The sequence below is a fragment of the Ureibacillus chungkukjangi genome, assembly GCF_044795995.1.
Lineage (GTDB): Bacteria > Bacillota > Bacilli > Bacillales_A > Planococcaceae > Ureibacillus > Ureibacillus chungkukjangi.
Genome location: NZ_CP085009.1, coordinates 2,721,372 through 2,741,369, shown reverse-complemented (window position 1 = coordinate 2,741,369; position 19,998 = coordinate 2,721,372). Strand labels below are relative to the sequence as shown.

The following is a 19,998-nucleotide window of genomic DNA, read 5'->3' as shown; positions in this document are numbered from 1 at the left end:
AGGGGTAATCGATGTCAGAAAATGAAAATTATGACTCAAATGTTGCTCTTCCTCAAGAAGAACCTGTGACTGCTCTTACAAAAAAGCAATTACAAATTGTTGAACAGATTGAAGAGAAGACAGCCGGTTTTTGGATGCGCTTTTGGGCGTTTGTGCTGGACATTATAATTGTAGCAGCTATTGTGGGCATTATTGTTAATCCGATTTTCCATTTATTTGGATGGAGTTTAAGAGAAACGCATTGGTATTCACCGATGACAATCGTATCAGGTGTCTTTTACTATGCTTATTTTGTGATTACAACGAAATATTGGCAGCAAACAGTAGGGAAAATGATTTTTGGTCTAAAGGTGAAGGGGACAAATGGAGAAAATCTAGATTGGTTTACTGTGTTATTTAGAGAAATCATTGGACGCTTTATAAGTAATAAAATTCCGATTATCTATCTAATGGTAGCCTTCATGCCAAAAAATCATGGCTTAAATGATATCATTGCCGATACAAAGGTTGTTCAGGAAAAGCTATTTATAAAACACAAAAAAGAAGTAGTTATCGAAAATCCTAAAATTGATGATTTTGATAATCAAAATTCAGTTTCACCAAGTATTTAAGGAAATATTAGAGGGAGCGAAGAGTGGTTCTTCGCTCTTTTTATATTAACCGTAAAAATATGTAAGGTAAGTTATTTGCAAAGATGGAATTATCTTTAGTAAGATTATTAACGTAATATAAAGGAGGGTTCCAAATTGGCACAAGTAACATTTAAAAATAACCCAGTAACATTAATTGGAAACGAAGTAAAGGTTGGGGAGAAAGCACCTGATTTTACAGTATTAGCTAACGATTTATCACCAGTAACATTAAAGGATTCTGAAGGAAAAGTACGTCTTATTAGTGTTGTACCATCATTAGATACAGGCGTTTGTGATGCACAAACTCGCCGTTTCAATGAGGAAGTAGTAGCTTTAGGAGACGGTGTAGCGTTCTATACTGTTTCAGTTGATCTACCATTTGCTCAAAAACGTTGGTGTGCAGCTGCTGGTCTTGAGGGTGCTCAGACTGTTTCTGACCACAAGGATTTATCTTTTGGTAAAGCATACGGAGTTTACATGGAGGAGCTACGTTTACTTGCTCGTTCAGTATTTGTAATCGATTCAGAAGGTACTGTAACATATGCTGAGTATGTATCAGAAGGTACTAGCCACCCAAATTATGAAGCAGCAATCGAAGCTGTAAAAGCATTAATTTAAGTTTATCTAATAGATAAATGGTAGACTAAGATTGTCTATTATATAGGAATGCTTAGATGACACCCACTCGGAGGAAGATCTGGAGTGGGTTGTTCATTTCAAAAGGAGTTTTTTTATGGAAAAATTTGAACAGATATTTTCATTACTAAATGAAAAAGCAGAAAAATATGAAAAAGCTGAAGGCATCTCTTTTTTAGATGGTGTATTACAAGCCCTTGAGGATGTTCTGGACGAAAAAGAACAGCCACTCTTCCAGGATTCTACAAAGGATGATATCCGCAAAGCGATTCAAATTGCAATATTGAAGGGGATGCGTAAAACCTCTCAGCCAAATCATCAAATGACACCAGATACACTTGGATTGTTAGTTGGTTATTTTGTAGAGCAGTTTTTCGAGGAACAGTTAAAAACAGGTCCAATCTCTTTACTTGACCCAGCTGTAGGAACGGGAAATTTACTACTTACGGTGATGAATTTATTTGATGGGAAAACGTCTGCTACAGGTATTGAAGTAGATGAATTACTTATTCGTTTAGCAGCTGATAGTGCAGAGCTAACTGAACAGCCGATTGTGTTATACCATCAGGATGCATTACAAAAAATGCTGGTAGACCCGGTAGATGCTGTAATTTGTGATTTACCGGTTGGATATTACCCAAATGAAGAAGTTGCACTAGAATATGAGCTTTGCGCCCATGAAGGAATGAGCTATGCTCACCACCTATTTATCGAGCAATCGATTAAGCATACAAAAGAGGGTGGGTACTTATTTTTCTTAATTCCGGCAAATATGTTTGAATCTGAGCAGTCAAAGGATTTACATAAATATTTGAAAAAAACAACTTGGATTCAGGCCGTTATTCAGCTTCCAGAGAATTTGTTTTCAGCAAAAGCACACGAAAAAAGCATCTTGATTTTACAAAAGCAAACGAAGTCCGAAAGAGCCCCACGTGAAGTATTACTTGCGAAAGTGCCAAACATGTCAAATAAAGAAGCTTTAGCCATGTTCTTTGAAAAGGTTCAAATGTGGAAAGAAAGTAAATAAATAATCAATAGGTATCCGGGTGTATAAAACTATTATACTCGGATGCCTTTTTAATTTTAGAAAGGGTAGTCACCCTAAAACTATTCGAAATTTACACATAAAATAGAATGAATTCAATAAAAAAATCCCTTCTACAGATTAAGAATTGTGTAGAAGGGCTAATCTATTATTGGTATTAGATTGATTCAGGAGTTCTAACTACTAATACATCGCATTTTGAAGAGCGAACGATTGCTTCCGACACAGATCCAATAAGGAAACGTTCGACAGTGCTTAATCCAGTTGCGCCACAGATGATTAAATCAGCTTCAACAGTATTAGAAAGCTCCTTCGTAATAATTGTTTTAGGAGAACCATATTCGATAATTGTGTTTACACTTGTAAGGCCTGCTTCTTCAGCTTGCTTTTTATAGCCATTTAATAATTCTTCTGAGAAGCTTTGTGCACGTTCAGCAATTGATCTGTCATAAGCTTCAATTGCTGCAAAGGAGCGAGTATCAATCACGTTTACTAAATTAAGTGTTGATTCAGGATTACGTTTTGCGATTTCAATTGATTTTTCGAAGGCGAATTCAGCTTCTTTAGAACCATCTACTGCCACTACGATACTTTTATATTGAGTCATAAAAAATTCCTCCTTTTTCTATAGTCTTATTATATCAAATAAGACAGGAAAAGATATTGAGTCTGGGACTGAAATGAAAACGTTCACAGTTATTACTAAATTTATCCACAGTTTTGTCAATTTAAACATGTTGCAAATTGCTGTTAGATTCTGTTCTTAGAATAATCCTGTTTTTAGTAGGTATAGACTCATTTTTACGTCGAATCTTCTTAAATGTCCTATTTTTTTATAATTTTGATAATAATTTTAACGAACATGAAATTAGTATCTTACAATATGGGGAAATTATTGTTATTATGGATTTGAATTCATATTAATGGATACATAAAATTCTACAACAGGGAGAGAAATCAGCTATGAAAATCGGAGTACCTAAGGAAATAAAAAACAATGAAAATCGTGTAGCAATGACACCTGCTGGAGTAGTTACATTAACAAGTGCTGGTCATGAAGTATTTATCGAAACTGGCGCGGGCATAGGGTCTTCATTTTCTGATGAGGATTATGTAGCTGCTGGTGCAACAATTGTTGACACAGCAAAAGAAGCTTGGGCACAAGAAATGGTAATGAAGGTTAAAGAGCCAATTTCAGGTGAATATCAATACTTCCATGAGGGCTTAGTATTATTTACGTATTTACATTTAGCTCCAGAACTAGAACTAACGCAAAGTCTGCTAGATAACAAAGTAGTTGGAATTGCTTATGAAACTGTACAGCTTCCAAACCGTTCTCTACCATTACTTACTCCGATGAGTGAAGTAGCTGGTAAAATGTCTGTCCAAATTGGTGCGCAATATCTAGAAAAAATGAATGGTGGAAAAGGGATTCTACTAGGCGGAGTTTCTGGTGTCCCACGCGGGAAAGTAACAATTGTTGGTGGTGGTATGGCTGGTACAAATGCAGCTCGTATCGCAGTTGGTATGGGAGCAGAGGTAACAATTTTAGACTTAAATCCTGAGCGCCTGCGCCAATTAGAGGATATCTTTGGATCTTCTGTTCAAACATTAATCTCAAACCCTTATAATATTGCTGAATCAGTCATGGATTCAGATTTAGTAATCGGTTCAGTGTTAATTCCAGGAGCAAAAGCACCAAAGCTTGTAACAGAAGAAATGGTGAAATCAATGCGTCCAGGCTCTGTTATTGTTGATATCGCTATCGACCAAGGCGGAAGCTTCGAGACAACTGACCGAGTGACAACACATGATGATCCTACTTATATTAAACATGGTGTTGTACACTATGCTGTAGCTAACATGCCAGGTGCAGTTCCACGTACAGCAACAATTGCTTTAACGAACAATACAGTTCCTTATGCATTACAAATTGCTAATAAGGGCTATAAACAAGCTTGTATTGAAAATGAAGCGTTAAGAAAAGGTATTAATACATTAGATGGTTACGTGGTTTATAAAGCGGTTGCTGAAGACCAAGGTCGCGAATACGTACCTGTTGATTCACTTTTATAAAAAATAAAAAAATGGTGGCGTGAATAAAAATTCACACCACCATTTTTACTTATAGAATGATTAATTCTTTTGTGAACTTAGTTAAAACCTCTACTCCATCAGCTGTTACAACCACATCATCCTCGACGCGTACGCCAGTAACATCTGCTTTGTAAACTCCTGGTTCGATAGTAAAGACCATACCTTCTTTAAGCTCCATATCATTTGTGCCTGTTACAGAAGGGAACTCATGAACAGAAATCCCAAGACCATGACCTAAACGATGAGTGAAATATTCGCCGTAGCCTGCCTCAGTAATTGTATCTCGAGCAATTTTGTCTAAATCCATTGCACGAACACCTGGTTTAACAGCAGCAATGGCATTTTCATTAGCTTGACGCACAGTATTATATATTTCTTTTTGTGCTTCAGTTACTTCACCGAATGCTACGGTACGTGTAATATCTGAGCAGTAACCATCGTAAATAACACCTAGGTCAAATAAGATCATATCGCCCTTTTGAATTTTACGATCTCCGGGTGTCCCATGAGGAGAAGCTGTTTTTGGACCAGAAAGGACCATTGTTTCGAAGGACATTTTACAACCCTTAGCCTGAATGGCATTTTCGACAGCAGTTAAGATTTCCATCTCTGTTTTGCCTTCTGCAATTTCCTTGCAGCCTACCTCGATAGCATAATCAGCAAGTCTTGCAGCTTCTCGCATTTTCTCAATCTCAATTTCATCCTTAATAACACGCATTTCATTGATTTTGTCATCAAGTCGTACAAAGTTTGCTTGCACATAAATTTTTTGTAAACTCTCTAATCGCTCAACAGTTAAGTGTGATTTTTCAATTGCTAACGTTACTACCTTAATACCACGTGATTGGATTGCATCAGCAATTAAATTCCATGGGTTATCAGTATCTAAGTGGCCGATGATTTCTTGACTCCAGCCTGCGTTTACAGCATCCGGAACTTCCATTTTTGGACAAACTAAGAAGGGCTCTGCCTCCTGGAATACCATAACACCTAATAATCGTTCATGTGGATTGCTTTTGAAATTTGAAAAATAGAAAACATTGTCTGGTGTTGTGATAAAAGCAGCATCAATTTGATTTTCTTTTAAATAAGTTTGTAGCTGTTGTAATTTACTCATAAAGAGTCCTCCTAATTTTCTTGAGTCATATAATTGCATGTGCATCGTTTTATACAGTAATATTTTGTATATATCTTGTCATGCAGTTTTATAGCATATATGCCCAACTAGTTCAGTGAATTGAAAATAGTAACTGAATGCTAGTATCGCTGTCTATAGTATAGCAAAAGAAGGAAAAAAACGATTTAATTTCGAATCAAGATTAGTTGAAGACAATTTGAAGGAGGAGAAATGATGCAAGTCTCATATCATGGACATTCAATTGTAAAAATTAAAACGAACGGTACAACGATTTTGATAGATCCTTTCATAAATGGGAATGGTCTAACTGATTTAAAAGTAGAAGAAGAAAAACCGGATGTTATTCTTTTAACTCATGGTCACAATGATCATGTGGGGGATACGATTGAATTGGCAAAAGCAAATAATACTCTTGTTGTCGCTCCAAATGAATTAGCAGTGTATCTAGGAAAGCAAGGGTTAAATGTACATCCGATGGGTATCGGTGGAGCCTATGAATTTCCTTTTGGGAAAGTGAAATATACTCTTGCATTCCATGGCTCTGTTTATGAAACAGAATCAGAAGTTGTTAATGCAGGCAACCCAGGTGGGATTCTCTTCTACGCAGAAGGAGTAACGCTGTACCATGCAGGTGACACAGCCTTATTTGGAGATATGAAGCTTATCGGTGATAGAAATTCAATCGATGTAGCCTTCTTACCAATTGGTGATAACTTTACTATGGGACCGGAGGATGCAGCATATGCGGTAGAGCTGCTGAAGCCTAAATCAGTTGTACCAATCCATTACAATACTTTCCCTGTTATTAAACAGGATCCAACAGTCTTCGCTGAGCTTGTAAAGGATAGTAAAGTGCAAATTTTAAATGCAGGCGAAGAAGTTAAATTCTAATTAAATAACTAGAAAGTGGTGTAAATTTGAACGTTTGAAAAACATTCTTCAAACAGCAAAATTTTACGCTACTTTCTTTTTTTATACATAAATTAAAATATGTTACACTTATATCAGGAAAGATAGATGGGAATAGGTGATAGAGTGTCAACAAAACATGAGAAGATATTACAATATATAGAATCTCTACCTGTAGGCGATAAGATTTCAGTACGACAAATAGCGAAGGAAATGCATGTAAGTGAAGGGACTGCATACCGAGCTATAAAAGAAGCTGAAAACCGTCGTCTAGTTAGTTCCATTGAACGCGTTGGAACAATTCGAATTGAGAAAAAGAAAAAAGAGAATATCGAACGATTAACTTTTGCGGAGATTGTTAACATAGTAGACGGACAAGTACTAGGTGGACGAGATGGCTTGCATAAAACCTTAGGAAAGTTTGTTATAGGAGCTATGCAATTAGAGGACATGATGCGTTATACAGATGCAGGTAGCCTGTTAATTGTAGGAAACCGTTTTAAAGCACATGAGAATGCTTTAAAAGCAGGGGCTGCAGTACTAATTACTGGTGGCTTTGATACAACTGAAGAAAACAAACAATTAGCTGATGAATTAGAATTGCCAATCATTTCTTCTAGCTACGATTCCTTCACCGTAGCTACTATGATCAACCGTGCAATCTACGACCAATTAATCAAAAAAGATATCTTATTAATTGAGGATATCTATGTTCCGATTGAAGAAACGTATTCTTTAAAAACAACTGAAACAATTGCAGATTTCCATAAGCTGAATTTACAGACATCGCACGGTGCCTTTCCAATAGTGACTGCTACAAATAAGCTAGTAGGTATGATCTCTGTAAAAGACGTTATTGGAAAAGATGATAGTGAGACAGTCGATAAGGTTATGACTAAAAATCCAATCTCAGGATCTATGAAAACAAGTGTAGCTTCTGCAGGTCACCGTATGATCTGGGAAGGAATCGATTTGTTGCCAATAGTGAATGTTGATGGTGTCCTTCAAGGTATTATTAGCCGTCAAGATGTACTAAAAGCCCTCCAGCATGCACAACGACAGCCGCAGCATGGTGAAACTATCGACGATTTAGTAAAAAGTGAAATGAAAGTTATGGGTGAAGAGGATGTTGTGGTTGAGTTTACGGTAACGCCGCAAATGACCAATCAATATGGGGCAATTTCTTATGGTGCCTTTACAACATTACTGGCAGAAGTGGGCTCATTTGCATTAAAACGTAGAAAACGTGGCGATGCAGTAGCTGAAAACATGACAATTTACTTTATTAAGCCAATTCAAATGGAAAGTGTTTTAACGGTTGTACCTCACATTCTGGATATGAGTCGCAAATTCGTAAAAATGGATTTTGATGTATTTAATGAATCAGTGCTCGTAGGAAAAGCGATGATGATGTTCCAATTATTAGAACGTTAAATAATGAAAAAAAGCAATATACAAGGATTACTTGTATATTGCTTAGTCGTTAAATGAAGTTATTTATTTAACTCATACTCTTCTTTAACATATTGACCTTCATGTCGTACTCGTTTATAGCTAGAATAGGCTTTTACAGCCCCTATAAGAATAAACACTGCCGCAATCAAAAAGCCGACAAGTGATGGGTAAACGATACATGTATTGATTCCAAATACAATCACAAAAATGCCTAATGCAAGACCAGCTTTTGCTTTATACCATTTTTTTCGAATAGGTAGTGTCGAGCGGAAATCCTTTGTTTTATAGTAAAAATAAGCTACAAATGATATGACAATGAAAAATACGAAAACTAAGTTTGCCATTTTTTACCTCCAAATGGTGTATAATTTCATGTATGTAGAAAGTGCTTACATTATTGTAACGATTTTTATCCAAAAAAGCTAACACATAAAACGGAAAATAGAGATAACAGGGGGAATTCCTTTTGAAACGACAAATCATCGACAAAATTGAGCAATATGATACAATAATCATCCATAGACATGTTCGTCCAGACCCGGATGCATATGGGTCTCAATTCGGTCTAAAGCGATTATTAGAAGCTAACTATCCAAACAAAACAATCTATGCAATTGGTGAGCATGATCCCTCACTTACTTTTTTAGAAACTCCTGAAACTATTAGTGATGCCGTTTTTGCAGAAAGTCTAGTTATCGTTACAGATACAGCAAATACAGGACGCATTGATGATAGTCGATATAATACTGGTGCGTACCTCATTAAAATTGATCATCATCCGAATGATGATCAATACGGTGATTTACTATGGGTAGACACTAATGCTAGCTCATGCAGTGAAATGATTTATGAATTATTTATAGAAGGTAAAGAATATAAAAATTGGCAACTGTCAGATGCTTCTGCACGTCTTTTATTTGCAGGAATCGTTGGTGATACAGGACGCTTCCTATATCCAAGTGCATCACTGAGAACATTTGAGGTTGCTGGACAGTTAATTAAATACGATTTCGATCGTACGGAAGTATTTAATGGCATGTATGAAAAAGAGGCAAACCTATTGCACTTGCAGGGTTATATTTATGAGAATTTTAAAATCGATGAAAACGGAGCTTGTTATATTAAACTAACAAAAGACGTTTTAGAAAGATTCCAAGTAACCCCTAATGATACATCGTTACTGGTAGGATCCTTAAGCGACATTAAAGGTGTTTGTGCGTGGGTGTTCTTTGTAGAGGAAAGCGATCAAATTCGTATCCGATTACGTTCTAAAGGCCCGATTATTAACGAGCTTGCAAAGAAATATAACGGCGGTGGACATCCTCTTGCATCAGGAGCAACAGCTTACTCTTGGGAAGAAGTTGAACGAGCTATTGAGGATTTAAAAGATATCTGTCGTCAATATAAAATATAAATAATAATGGAGGGATGTAGTTTGACAGTCGTATATCCACAAATACGGACAAGTGCAGATTTATTAAAAAGTACAATTCGTATGGAAGAGCTCATCCCTTTTTTACAATCACAAAAGGCAATAGCTTGTGCAATGGTTAATACGAAATTGTACGGGCTTTTGCCTTTTTGGTATGCGTTAAAAAATGCAGGTATACATCCAGTTGTAGGTTTATCTATTCAGGTTGAATTTACTGATGAAGTGACACTGCCGATACTTATCTATGCTAAAAATAATGAGGGCTATCAAAATCTTTTAAAAATTAGCAGCAGTATTTCGATTCGTGAAGATGAAAAGATTCCATGGCGCTGGCTAGTAGCTTACTCACAAGGGTGCGCGGCAGTTATTTCAAGTGACTCTGAACAGTGGTTTAATGAGGATAATTTGGGCTATACACAAGCGGTAGCTAAAAACTTTCAATCAGATTTTTATTTTGGGATTGCCCGGAGTGGAGGGTTTATTTCCTCAATAGAGCAAAAAGCATTCCATTTAAGCCAAAGTCTCAATGTTCGCTGTATTGCAATTTCAGAATCCTTATTTCTAAAACGTGAGGACCATTTTGCATACAAGGTTGCAAGAGCTATTGAAACAGGTGTGAAGCTAAGTGAAGAAATACATAGTAATCGTGAAAACCAGTATGTCCCTACAGTAGCCGAGTGGCAAAATTGGTACCAAGACCAACCGTACTTGCTCGAAAATAGTAGACAATTTATGCTGGGCTGTCAGGTAGACTTAAAGCATGATAAACATTTCATGCCAAAATTCCCTTTGCAATCCGGACAAACCTCAGAAAAGGTCCTCACAGAGCAAGCGATAGCTGGATTAAAGGAACGTTTACAATCGAATACTCCGCCAGAAGAGTACTTAAGTCGTTTACAGTATGAATTACATGTAATTACTTCAATGGGCTATGCCGATTATTTTCTAATTGTTGCGGATTTCATGAATTTCGCTAAAAAGTCGAATATATTAACTGGACCAGGTAGGGGTTCATCGGCAAGTTCACTTGTCGCTTATTGTTTAAATATCACCCAGGTGGATCCATTAAAATACGGCTTGTTATTTGAGCGTTTTTTAAATCCTGAACGTATTACTCTTCCTGATATAGATATTGATTTTGTTGATACCAAGCGTCAGGAAGTTATTCAATATGTAGCAGCGAAATATGGCAAACAGCATGTAGCTCAAATTATTACTTTTGGCACTTTGTCCGCAAAGGCAGTGGCGAGAGATGTTGCGAGGATGTTTAACTTTGAGAGTGAGACTCTTTCAATGATATCAAGGCTGATTCCAAATAAACCTGGGGTCACGTTACAGGAAGCCTATAATACATCAGAAGCATTCCGGAAATGGGTGGAAGCAGAGCAGATTCATACTACTTGGTTCCATGCAGCGAAAAAGCTTGAAGGCTTACCTCGAAATGCCTCGACCCATGCAGCTGGAGTAGTACTTAGCCCTATGTCCTTAGTAGATGTAGTGCCGATTGAACAAGGTCATGATGGAATTTATCTAACTCAATGGCCAATGCAAGAGGTTGAGCAAATTGGCTTATTGAAAATGGATTTTTTAGGGCTTCGTAATTTAACCATCTTAGAAAATATACGCCATTCGATTTACTATACACATAAACAATTGATTGATTTTAACCAAATTCCATTAAATGATGAAAAAACCTTTCAGCTATTAAGGCAAGGGGATACAGCGGGGATTTTCCAGCTCGAATCCGATGGAATGAAAAATGCTTTGCGAGAAATTGCCCCAACTGAATTTTTGGATATCGTGGCTGTAAATGCACTCTATCGTCCAGGCCCAATGGAATTTATTCCTGTATATGCAAGAAGAAAAGCGAATCGTGAGCAGGTTCGAATGCCCCATCCAATATTAGAGAAAATCTTAAAGGAAACCTATGGCGTAATCGTGTATCAAGAGCAGATTATGCAAATTGCCCATCTATTTGCTGGATTTACGATTGGTCAGGCAGATCTGCTTCGAAGAGCTGTCAGTAAAAAGAAAAGAGAAGTACTAGAGCAGCAAGAAAATGCTTTCGTTAAAGGAGCAGTATCTCAAGGATACCCTGAGCATATCGCAAAGGAAGTGTATGAGTTAATCGTTCGATTTGCTGATTACGGCTTTGCTAAAAGTCATGCTGTTGCTTATAGTTTTATCTCCTATCAGATGGCTTATTTAAAGGCTAATTACCCAGCTAATTTTTATGCAGCTCTGATGACCAATGCAATAGGTAACCAAGAAAAGCTTTTCCAGCTTATTTTAGAAGCAAGAAACAAAGGTATAGAGATTTTAGGGCCGTCCATTCGTAAGAGCCAAAGAGCCTTTACGGTTGAGCAAGGAAAGATTCGCTTCAGTTTATCAGCTATTAAAGGTGTACCAGCGCCTCTACTACAAAAAATTGTGGCCATTCGAAAATCAAAGGAGCAGCCATTTGAGGATATTTTTGACTTAGCAGTTTCGCTAAGTGCAGCTCATTTCACTCGAAAAGTCATTGAGCCCTTGATTAAATCCGGTGCATTGGATGATTTCGGGAAAGACCGAGCAACGCTATTAGCCACAATCGATGCAGCAGAAAAGCATGCTTCCCTTGTTCGACCAAATGAAGACGAAAATGATTTGTTTGGCTCAGATAGTTTAATCTTTGGTAAGCCTAAATATGTAGAAACTCATGAAATTCCAGATAAGATGAAGCTACAATTTGAAAAAGAAGCATTAGGCTTTTATTTGTCTGAGCATCCAGTTGCTTTAGAAAGAGCGAAATGGAGTGAAGTCAATGCTACGACAAAGGGAATTTTGCAGGTACGACCAAATAGCTTTATTAAATTAGTCGGCATGGTTGAAAGTATTCGCCAAATCCGTACGAAAAAAGGAGAGCTAATGGCCTTTGTCCAGCTTCAGGATGAGTATGGGACAACCTCTGCAACACTTTTTCCACAAAGCTATAATGAAGTTATCGGTTGGATAAAAGAGGACAAAATAGTTTATGTTGAAGGTGTATTAGAATTCCGTAATGGAAATTCGCAAATCAAGGTAAAAACGATGAAAAACAGTCAATAGCGAGCGAATAATAGAAGTAATTACAAAAACTGTGCGAATTTTGCACAGTTTTTTCTTTACAAATAAAAAAACTTTATGTATTCTAATAAAAAGTGGTCAGACCACTTTTGAACTGATAAGAAATAAAATGTGGAAATTGAAATTATAATTCGTTAATGTGCTCTAGTATTGCCAAAAATCGTAGTTTTTATTGTTTGTTATGTGATTTACATTGTACGGTAAATAATGCCTTTAGTTCCTAACGTTATGCGGGGTGCTTATGGATAAAAAACAGGAAAACAAAAAAGTATTTTTAGAGATTGTTAATCAATTAAGAGAGTTAATTAAACACGAGGGGATTCAACCGGGAGAAAAATTACCTTCAGAACGTGTGCTATCTGAAAGACTGAATGTTGGCCGTTCTTCAGTAAGAGAGGCATTAAGAAGCCTAGAATTGCTTGGGCTTATTGAAACGAGACATGGCGGGGGAACCTTTTTATCAGCAGTTCATTCTAACCAGCTGGTCGAACTTTTAGCATCCTTTATATTGCAGGAAAATAAAGCAGTAGAGGATGTTCATATAGTAAGAAGAATGCACGAAAAGGAAGCCATACGAGTCATCTGTTCAGAACAATCTTTAAGAAGTTTGCCGGTTTGGGAAAGCTTGTTTATGAAACTGGAGCTAGAAAATGAAATCGTTCGAGATCTTTTATTAAGAGAATTAATGATTGCTTCTGGTAATCGACTAGCTTTAAAAATATGGATACAGCTTGCCGCATATAGTGCAACTCCACTGAAAAAATTATCGACTGAAGAAGAAAAGCCAATGCTTCAGATGCTCATAAAATCCTTACAGTTAGGCTATGAAAGAGAAGCATTAAGCGCTTATGAAAACTGGATTCACTATTTGAGAAATTCATCATCATAATGGTAAGGGGGAAAAACAGTGGCAATTAGAAGTTTATTATCTATTAACAAAAAGAAACAAAAAGGGGTCATTGTAGATCGTAATAAAGAAAATTCCTTTCCTGCAGATTTAATGACAAAATGTCCTGAATGTAAAAAAATCTACTTATCTAAGGAATTAGAAAACAATTTAAAAGTTTGTACTAATTGTGATTATCACTACAAAATGACTGCTTGGGAACGAGTTTCTATTTTACTAGATGAAGGTACATTTGAATCTTTTGATGAAAACTTACGTACTTCTAACCCATTAAAATTCCCTTCCTATTTAGAAAAAATTGAAATTGATTCACTCAAAACGGGGTTAAATGAAGCAGTTTTAACAGGGATGGGAAGTATTAAAGGGGCACAAGTAGTTATAGCGATTATGGATTCCCATTTCAGAATGGGATCGATGGGATCAGTAGTTGGAGAAAAAATCACTCGTGCGATTGAAAAAGCAACTGAATATGAATTGCCATTTATTATTTTCACAGCAAGTGGTGGGGCGCGTATGCAAGAAGGGGTAATCTCGCTTATGCAAATGGCTAAAACAAGTGTTGCTTTAAAACGTCATAGTGATCATGGTTTACTTTTCGTTTCAATTATGACTCATCCAACAACAGGGGGAGTTTCAGCAAGCTTTGCATCATTAGGGGATTTAAACATTGCAGAGCCACAAGCTTTGATTGGATTTGCTGGGCGTCGTGTAATTGAGCAAACTGTTCGTGAAAAGCTGCCAGATGATTTCCAAACAGCTGAATTTTTACTTGCACATGGCCAACTAGATGCTATTTTCCATCGTAAGGAAATGAGAGATAAATTAGCAACGATTGTAAAGCTGCATCAAAAAGGAGGAGTTTCAAATGTCTAAGTCACTTGACTTCGAAGTACCAGTTGTAAAGCTTCGCGAAAAGATCCAAGAATTAAAGGAAATTGCGAAAAATGCAGATGTCGATATGTCAACTGAAATTGAAACACTTGAAACAAGGCTTCAGCAATTAGAAACGAAGATTTACACAAATATGGAGCCATGGGACCGAGTTCAAGTAGCTCGACATGCACAGCGTCCAACAACTTTAGATTATATTAATGAGATTTTCTCTGATTTTATAGAGCTGCATGGGGATCGCAGCTTTGGAGATGACGAAGCTATCATCGGGGGAATTGCTAGCTTCAATGGTCAACCGATTACGATTATTGGACATCAAAGGGGTAAAACAACAAAAGAAAACATTCGTCGTAATTTTGGGATGCCACATCCAGAAGGCTATCGAAAAGCACTACGCTTAATGAAGCAAGCAGAGAAATTTAAACGACCAATAATATGTTTTATTGATACAAAGGGAGCATATCCAGGTAAAGCAGCTGAGGAACGAGGTCAAAGTGAAGCCATTGCAAAAAACCTTTTTGAAATGGCAGGACTAAAGGTTCCAGTAATCAGTGTTGTTATTGGTGAAGGCGGCAGTGGGGGAGCGTTAGCATTAGGGGTTGCAAATAGAATATTTATGCTTGAGAATTCAACATATTCCGTAATATCTCCAGAAGGAGCAGCATCGATCCTTTGGAAGGATGCCACTTTAGCAAAACAAGCAGCAGAGGCTATGAAAATTACTGCTTACGACCTAAAGGCGATGAATATAATTGATGGAATTGTCATTGAGGTTGCTGGGGGAGCACACCGAGATGTACAAGCTCAAGCCAATGAACTAAAAGAATGTATTCACAATGCATTAACAGAATTAACTATCTTATCAGAAACAGAACTTATCAATGATCGTTACGACAAATTTAGAAAAATTGGCGAATTCATCGAAGAAGAAGTTGAAGTAAAAGTAGATGGAAAAGTAGATGTAGAAGTAGAAGTAAACTGATTTGAATGATAAATTCATCTATCTAAAGCTTTCGAGAAATGATCAAAATAAAATGACAAAATCCAACTTGGGTTTTGTCGTTTTTTTTGCTAAGCTCACGTTCGATTCGAGGGAATTATGGTCAGACATTCAAATGGGCTAGCCCCAGAAATTTTTCTAGCAATTTTTACTAGTATTACCCTTTTTCGGGTATCTATATAAAGCCAATAGTTGAATTATTTACATATTTCTAATTATCTGTTTATGAAAACATCTAATTTCACATTATAGAGATGCTCGTGTTTTTTGCAGAATAAGAGTAGAATAAAACACAAGATTAGTTATTATTTAAATTTTGAGCATTTCTCCAATATTTATTTAATTTATTTTTATTGTAAAGTATCATTACAACTTTTTTGAAATAATCACATTCATTTCAATTTATGCTAATGTGTTTAATAAGAGGAAACTTTAGGAGGTTCTTTATGCAATGAAGAGAATTGCCGTTTTAACAAGTGGGGGAGATTCACCAGGGATGAATGCTGCCATTCGAGCTGTTGTCCGTAAAGCAAATTTCCATGGTGTTGATGTAATGGGTATTTACCATGGATATGAGGGCTTTATCAATGGTAGGATGGAGCTTTTAGATTTAGGCTCTGTAGGCGGGATTATTCAAAGAGGTGGAACTAAATTATTCTCCTCCCGTTGCCCAGAATTTAAAGAAGATCAATATCAATTGCAGGGTATTGAAAAAATGAAAGAAGCAGGAGTAGAAGGCCTAGTAGTCATTGGGGGAGATGGTTCTTATCGAGGTGCATTAGCACTAACGAAAAAAGGATTCCCAAGTGTGGGCGTTCCTGGAACTATCGATAATGATATACCCGGTACAGAATATACAATCGGCTTTGATACGGCTTTAAATACCGTTATTGAATCCATAGATAAAATTCGAGATACAGCCACTTCACATGAAAATTCATTTATCGTTGAGGTTATGGGTAGAGATGCTGGTGACATTGCGTTGTGGGCAGGGCTTGCAGCAGGTGCAGAGTCGATATTAATCCCTGAAGAGGAATACGACATTGATGATATCGTTTCTCGGATTGAACATGGTATTGCTAGAGGGAAAAAACATAGTATTATCATTGTGGCAGAGGGTGTCATGGCTGGTAGTGAATTAGCAAAACTTTTAAAAGAAAAAGCAGACATTACGACAAGAGTATCAGTACTTGGACATATTCAAAGAGGTGGTTCACCTTCTGCGCGAGACCGAGTTTTAGCGGGGCGTATGGGTGCAAAAGCTGTGGAAGTCCTACTAGAAGGTGGAAGTGGACGAGCAGTGGGCATAAAAAATCATCAGGTCTATGATTACGACTTAGACGAAGCATTTGCTAACAAGCATAAGGCAGATTTAAGTCTATATACATTATCCAAGGAACTTTCAATATAACTATAGTAAACGGAGAGAAAACAATGAGAAAAACAAAAATCGTATGTACTATTGGTCCAGCAAGTGAATCGCCGGAAATGCTTACAAAGCTTATGGAAGCAGGCATGAATGTAGCAAGATTAAACTTTTCCCACGGCAATCATGAAGAGCATGCCGTTAGAATTACAACAATTAGAGAAGTAGCTCAAAAACTAAATAAAACTGTGGGGATCTTACTTGATACAAAGGGTCCTGAAATTCGTACACATACTATGGAAAATGGTGAGCTACATCTTAAGCAAGGACAAGCTATCGATATTTCAATGACAGAAGTAGTAGGAACTGAAAGCGCCTTTTCAGTAACATATGAGAACCTAATCGAAGATGTGGACAAAGATGACAGAATTCTATTAGATGATGGTTTAATTGAACTTCGCGTATTAGAGAAGGATTTAGAAAAGGGTTTAATCCATACAATTATTGAAAATGCAGGGCTACTAAAAAATAAAAAAGGTGTAAACGTGCCGGGTGTTTCGGTTAAATTACCTGGTATAACAGAAAAGGATGCACAGGATATTCTGTTTGGTATTGAACAGAGTGTTGATTTTATTGCTGCCTCATTTGTTCGTACACCAAAGGATGTTCTTGAAATCCGTGAATTACTTGAACAAAATGGCGGTAGTCATATACAAATTATCCCTAAGATTGAAAACCAAGAGGGCGTCGACAATATCGATGGAATTATTGAGGTTTCGGATGGTTTAATGGTTGCACGTGGAGACTTAGGTGTAGAAATTCCAGCTGAAGAAGTACCACTTGTACAGAAAAATCTTATTAAAAAATGTAATTTAGTAGGAAAACCAGTTATTACTGCAACACAAATGTTAGATTCGATGCAGCGTAATCCTCGTCCAACTCGTGCAGAGGCAAGTGATGTGGCCAATGCAATCTTTGATGGAACGGATGCAATCATGCTTTCAGGTGAGACAGCAGCTGGACTTTATCCAGTTGAATCTGTAAAGACTATGAACAAAATTGCTGAGCATACAGAGAATTCTTTAGACTACCGATCCATTGTAAATACGCGTAGTAAAGAGCGTGGGTCAACAATGACTGAGGCGCTTTCACAAGCAGTAGCTTATACTTCCATTAATCTAGGAGTAAAATCGGTACTTGCACCTACAGCAAGTGGGACTACAGCTAGAATGATAGCCAAATATCGTCCTGGGGTACCGATTATCGCTATTACTAATATTCCGTCAACAGCTCAGAAGCTAACACTTGTATGGGGTGTAACACCAATTGTTACACCTAAAGTGACAACAACCGATGAAATTTTAGAATTATCGGTTGATGAAGCATTAAAACGCGGCCATGTAGATCATGGAGATGTTGTAATTATCACAGCTGGTGTACCAGTTGGTGAAGCGGGTACAACAAACTTAATGAAAGTACATGTAATTGGCGATTTATTGGCAAAGGGTCAAGGTGTTGGTAAGCTTTCAGTCGTTGGGAAAGCGATTGTTGTGAAAAATGCTGAAGAAGCACGCAGCTACGATGCAGAGGATGCGATTTTAGTAACTGTAGGAACAGATCGCGAAATGATGGATGCTATAAAGAAATGTGCAGGGATTATTACAGAAGAGGGTGGCTTAACAAGTCATGCTGCAGTAGTAGGTTTAAGCCTTGGAATTCCTGTCATTGTTGGAGTAAATGAAGCGACATCTGTAATCCGTCACGGCCAAGAAATTACAATGGACGCTGAAACAGGTGTAATTTATAAAGGTCATGCGAGTGTTTTATAATATGTAAAACTATAGAAGAGGAGCATCTCAATGTATGAGTATGCTCCTTTTTTTAACCTCTATGGAAATGAAACTTTTACCCTAGATAGAACGTATATACTATAGAAATACTCTAGAAAATGGAGGTTGAAATCTTGAGAAAAATAATAGGTGCTTTTATAGCAGCAATATTAGTTGAAATAGCTATTTTTATAGTGGTTGGAAAAGTAATGGGTGTATTTACTACATTACTATTGATAATACTAACTAGCGTAATCGGAGTTATTATAGCGAAAAAACAAGGAATGCAATCTGTACGTAATCTCCAAAATAGTATATCTAAAGGAAACCCGCCAGGAGTTGCGATAATCGATACGTTTTTAATCTTTGTAGGTGGGGTACTATTAGTAACACCAGGATTTCTAACAGATATTGTTGGATTTACTTTAATTATTCCGTTTACTCGAAAATTATATAAGCCAGCAATATTTTATTGGTTAAGAAAGAAGCTTAAGAATGGGCAGGTATTTATTGTCCATAGATAGATTTTGATTTAAGCTTTACTGCAATCAGCAAAAGGAATGGGCTTAATAGTATTCCATATACTCCGAAAAGTAATATTGAGGCAGCGCTTATAAAGAAGGTGTGTACAGTTCTTAGATGGAATGTGGATGCCCACAATAGAGACTCAGCGAGTTGCCTTGTAATCTGTATAAATATATATAGAACGACTAAAGCTAAACAAAGAATTTTTTCGCCAATAACAAAGAAGTAAATAGCAATCGGAATTAGAAATAAGCCAATTCCGAAAAATGGTAGGGCATCTGCTAAGGATATTAAGAACGATTTATTCACTGGATGCTCAAATTGCATTAAGGCAAGTCCACTGCTTAATAAGAAGAAGGTAATGATAAATAATTGGAATTCTACAAAGATGAAGTAACCGAATAGACTTGTACCTTTTGAAAAATAGCCCTTCCACTCGTCGCGGTATTGTTTGGGAACATAGATGAAAAACCAATAGCGATTGTTTTTTGACTCAAATATGGCAAAGAAGAAAGCCACGATAAAGATGAAAAGCTCGATGATGTAGGATAGGATATCCTGCAATACATTCGCAATGCCCATAATGGCACCATCAATATAGGAAAGAGACTTATTGAAAATAGTTTCTAATAATATATGATCTCCCGAATTAAGAATATCTAAATTTTGGACTTGAACCTTTACTTCTGGGTAAATAGCGATTATGCTTTGTACGGTCATGAAAAAGAATACATAAGTGGATATGAATATTAATGCGGAAATCAGGATAGCACTTAATATGTATGGTATTCTTAAATGCTTATGAAAAAAGTTGATGATAGGATACAAGAAATAGGCAAAAAATACAGCGATTGAAACAGGTAATATGAGCCATAAAATAGCAAAGTATAGAATTAACAGTAAATATTTCAGGTTTTTTTTGTAAGGAAAGACGTTCTTTTTACTTGCTTGCAAATTTACCACCTCTATTTTATGTAATTCATATCTCGTTTTAGTTAATTTCTTCTTCTTTAAACAACATTTTCATTAAC

Annotated in this window: 18 protein-coding genes; 14 read left to right on the top strand and 4 right to left on the bottom strand. The window is 36.7% G+C overall.

The window, feature by feature from the left end:
• The first annotated feature begins 11 nt into the window (after nucleotides 1–11).
• The 3 genes from LG296_RS13545 to LG296_RS13535 all read left to right on the top strand — a co-directional run bounded on the left by LG296_RS13545 (nucleotide 12) and on the right by LG296_RS13535 (nucleotide 2,295).
• Nucleotides 12–611 (top strand): RDD family protein, encoded by a 600-nt coding sequence (locus tag LG296_RS13545; protein ID WP_107934295.1) that lies wholly within the window; start codon nucleotides 12–14, stop codon nucleotides 609–611.
• A gap of 135 nt (nucleotides 612–746) precedes the next feature.
• On the top strand, nucleotides 747–1,250 hold the full coding sequence (gene tpx / locus LG296_RS13540; protein WP_107934293.1) for a thiol peroxidase: 504 nt from the start codon (nucleotides 747–749) through the stop codon (nucleotides 1,248–1,250).
• Between the two features lie 115 nt (nucleotides 1,251–1,365).
• On the top strand, nucleotides 1,366–2,295 hold the full coding sequence (locus LG296_RS13535) for a class I SAM-dependent methyltransferase (RefSeq protein WP_107934291.1): 930 nt from the start codon (nucleotides 1,366–1,368) through the stop codon (nucleotides 2,293–2,295).
• 175 nt (nucleotides 2,296–2,470) lie between these two features.
• Here the strand turns inward: LG296_RS13535 and LG296_RS13530 are convergent, their stop codons facing one another.
• Nucleotides 2,471–2,920: a universal stress protein gene (locus LG296_RS13530; RefSeq protein WP_107934289.1), complete on the bottom strand. Its 450-nt coding sequence runs from the start codon at nucleotides 2,918–2,920 to the stop codon at nucleotides 2,471–2,473.
• Between the two features lie 356 nt (nucleotides 2,921–3,276).
• Here LG296_RS13530 and ald point away from each other — a divergent pair, with 356 nt between their 5' ends.
• Nucleotides 3,277–4,389, top strand: coding sequence for an alanine dehydrogenase (ald, locus tag LG296_RS13525; protein ID WP_107934287.1), 1,113 nt, complete (start codon nucleotides 3,277–3,279; stop codon nucleotides 4,387–4,389).
• 49 nt (nucleotides 4,390–4,438) lie between these two features.
• On the opposite strand, the gene LG296_RS13520 is transcribed toward ald, so the two are convergent.
• Entirely contained in the window at nucleotides 4,439–5,527 is a 1,089-nt protein-coding gene (locus LG296_RS13520; protein ID WP_251398648.1) for a Xaa-Pro peptidase family protein, read from the bottom strand.
• Nucleotides 5,528–5,761: 234 nt separating this feature from the next.
• Here LG296_RS13520 and LG296_RS13515 point away from each other — a divergent pair, with 234 nt between their 5' ends.
• The gene (locus tag LG296_RS13515; RefSeq protein WP_251398650.1) at nucleotides 5,762–6,439 is read left to right on the top strand and encodes a metal-dependent hydrolase; all 678 of its coding nucleotides are present in this window, start codon (nucleotides 5,762–5,764) and stop codon (nucleotides 6,437–6,439) included.
• A 144-nt stretch (nucleotides 6,440–6,583) separates the two neighbouring features.
• A complete protein-coding gene (locus LG296_RS13510; protein WP_107934315.1) occupies nucleotides 6,584–7,891 on the top strand; it encodes a DRTGG domain-containing protein in 1,308 nt (435 codons plus the stop codon).
• Nucleotides 7,892–7,950: 59 nt separating this feature from the next.
• Here LG296_RS13510 and LG296_RS13505 read toward each other — a convergent pair whose 3' ends face one another.
• Complete coding sequence (locus LG296_RS13505; RefSeq protein ID WP_107934281.1) at nucleotides 7,951–8,256, bottom strand: YtpI family protein; 306 nt, start codon at nucleotides 8,254–8,256, stop codon at nucleotides 7,951–7,953.
• A gap of 122 nt (nucleotides 8,257–8,378) precedes the next feature.
• Between LG296_RS13505 and LG296_RS13500 the strand changes: the two genes are divergently transcribed.
• From LG296_RS13500 to LG296_RS13465, 8 genes are all read left to right on the top strand, one after another.
• The gene (locus LG296_RS13500) at nucleotides 8,379–9,326 is read left to right on the top strand and encodes a bifunctional oligoribonuclease/PAP phosphatase NrnA (RefSeq protein WP_251398652.1); all 948 of its coding nucleotides are present in this window, start codon (nucleotides 8,379–8,381) and stop codon (nucleotides 9,324–9,326) included.
• 21 nt (nucleotides 9,327–9,347) lie between these two features.
• Nucleotides 9,348–12,431: a DNA polymerase III subunit alpha gene (dnaE, locus tag LG296_RS13495; protein WP_251398654.1), complete on the top strand. Its 3,084-nt coding sequence runs from the start codon at nucleotides 9,348–9,350 to the stop codon at nucleotides 12,429–12,431.
• A 259-nt stretch (nucleotides 12,432–12,690) separates the two neighbouring features.
• Nucleotides 12,691–13,338, top strand: a complete 648-nt coding sequence (locus tag LG296_RS13490; protein ID WP_107934276.1) for a FadR/GntR family transcriptional regulator — start codon at nucleotides 12,691–12,693, stop codon at nucleotides 13,336–13,338.
• Nucleotides 13,339–13,356: 18 nt separating this feature from the next.
• Complete coding sequence (gene accD / locus LG296_RS13485; RefSeq protein ID WP_107934274.1) at nucleotides 13,357–14,229, top strand: acetyl-CoA carboxylase, carboxyltransferase subunit beta; 873 nt, start codon at nucleotides 13,357–13,359, stop codon at nucleotides 14,227–14,229.
• The gene (gene accA / locus LG296_RS13480; protein WP_107934272.1) at nucleotides 14,222–15,229 is read left to right on the top strand and encodes an acetyl-CoA carboxylase carboxyl transferase subunit alpha; all 1,008 of its coding nucleotides are present in this window, start codon (nucleotides 14,222–14,224) and stop codon (nucleotides 15,227–15,229) included. Before accD ends, accA begins: the two co-directional genes overlap by 8 nt.
• Before the next feature lie 469 nt (nucleotides 15,230–15,698).
• Entirely contained in the window at nucleotides 15,699–16,658 is a 960-nt protein-coding gene (gene pfkA, locus LG296_RS13475; protein WP_107934270.1) for a 6-phosphofructokinase, read from the top strand.
• A 23-nt stretch (nucleotides 16,659–16,681) separates the two neighbouring features.
• Nucleotides 16,682–18,442 carry a pyruvate kinase gene (gene pyk / locus LG296_RS13470; RefSeq protein ID WP_107934268.1) on the top strand — a complete coding sequence of 587 codons (1,761 nt, stop codon included), beginning with the start codon at nucleotides 16,682–16,684 and terminating at the stop codon, nucleotides 18,440–18,442.
• Nucleotides 18,443–18,576: 134 nt separating this feature from the next.
• A complete protein-coding gene (locus tag LG296_RS13465; protein ID WP_404427071.1) occupies nucleotides 18,577–18,966 on the top strand; it encodes an FxsA family protein in 390 nt (129 codons plus the stop codon).
• On the opposite strand, the gene LG296_RS13460 is transcribed toward LG296_RS13465, so the two are convergent.
• Nucleotides 18,950–19,921: an AI-2E family transporter gene (locus LG296_RS13460; protein WP_404427070.1), complete on the bottom strand. Its 972-nt coding sequence runs from the start codon at nucleotides 19,919–19,921 to the stop codon at nucleotides 18,950–18,952. The two genes, LG296_RS13465 and LG296_RS13460, sit on opposite strands and share 17 nt — an antisense overlap.
• Between the last annotated feature and the right edge of the window lie 77 nt (nucleotides 19,922–19,998).

Coding starts and splice junctions, on each gene's coding strand:
- pfkA (WP_107934270.1), top strand. CDS start 15,699: ATGAAGAGAATTGCCGTTTTAACAAGTGGGGGAGATTCACCAGGGATG.
- pyk (WP_107934268.1), top strand. CDS start 16,682: ATGAGAAAAACAAAAATCGTATGTACTATTGGTCCAGCAAGTGAATCG.
- LG296_RS13490 (WP_107934276.1), top strand. CDS start 12,691: ATGGATAAAAAACAGGAAAACAAAAAAGTATTTTTAGAGATTGTTAAT.
- accA (WP_107934272.1), top strand. CDS start 14,222: ATGTCTAAGTCACTTGACTTCGAAGTACCAGTTGTAAAGCTTCGCGAA.
- LG296_RS13535 (WP_107934291.1), top strand. CDS start 1,366: ATGGAAAAATTTGAACAGATATTTTCATTACTAAATGAAAAAGCAGAA.
- LG296_RS13515 (WP_251398650.1), top strand. CDS start 5,762: ATGCAAGTCTCATATCATGGACATTCAATTGTAAAAATTAAAACGAAC.
- ald (WP_107934287.1), top strand. CDS start 3,277: ATGAAAATCGGAGTACCTAAGGAAATAAAAAACAATGAAAATCGTGTA.
- LG296_RS13530 (WP_107934289.1), bottom strand. CDS start 2,920: ATGACTCAATATAAAAGTATCGTAGTGGCAGTAGATGGTTCTAAAGAA.
- LG296_RS13545 (WP_107934295.1), top strand. CDS start 12: ATGTCAGAAAATGAAAATTATGACTCAAATGTTGCTCTTCCTCAAGAA.
- LG296_RS13505 (WP_107934281.1), bottom strand. CDS start 8,256: ATGGCAAACTTAGTTTTCGTATTTTTCATTGTCATATCATTTGTAGCT.
- LG296_RS13520 (WP_251398648.1), bottom strand. CDS start 5,527: ATGAGTAAATTACAACAGCTACAAACTTATTTAAAAGAAAATCAAATT.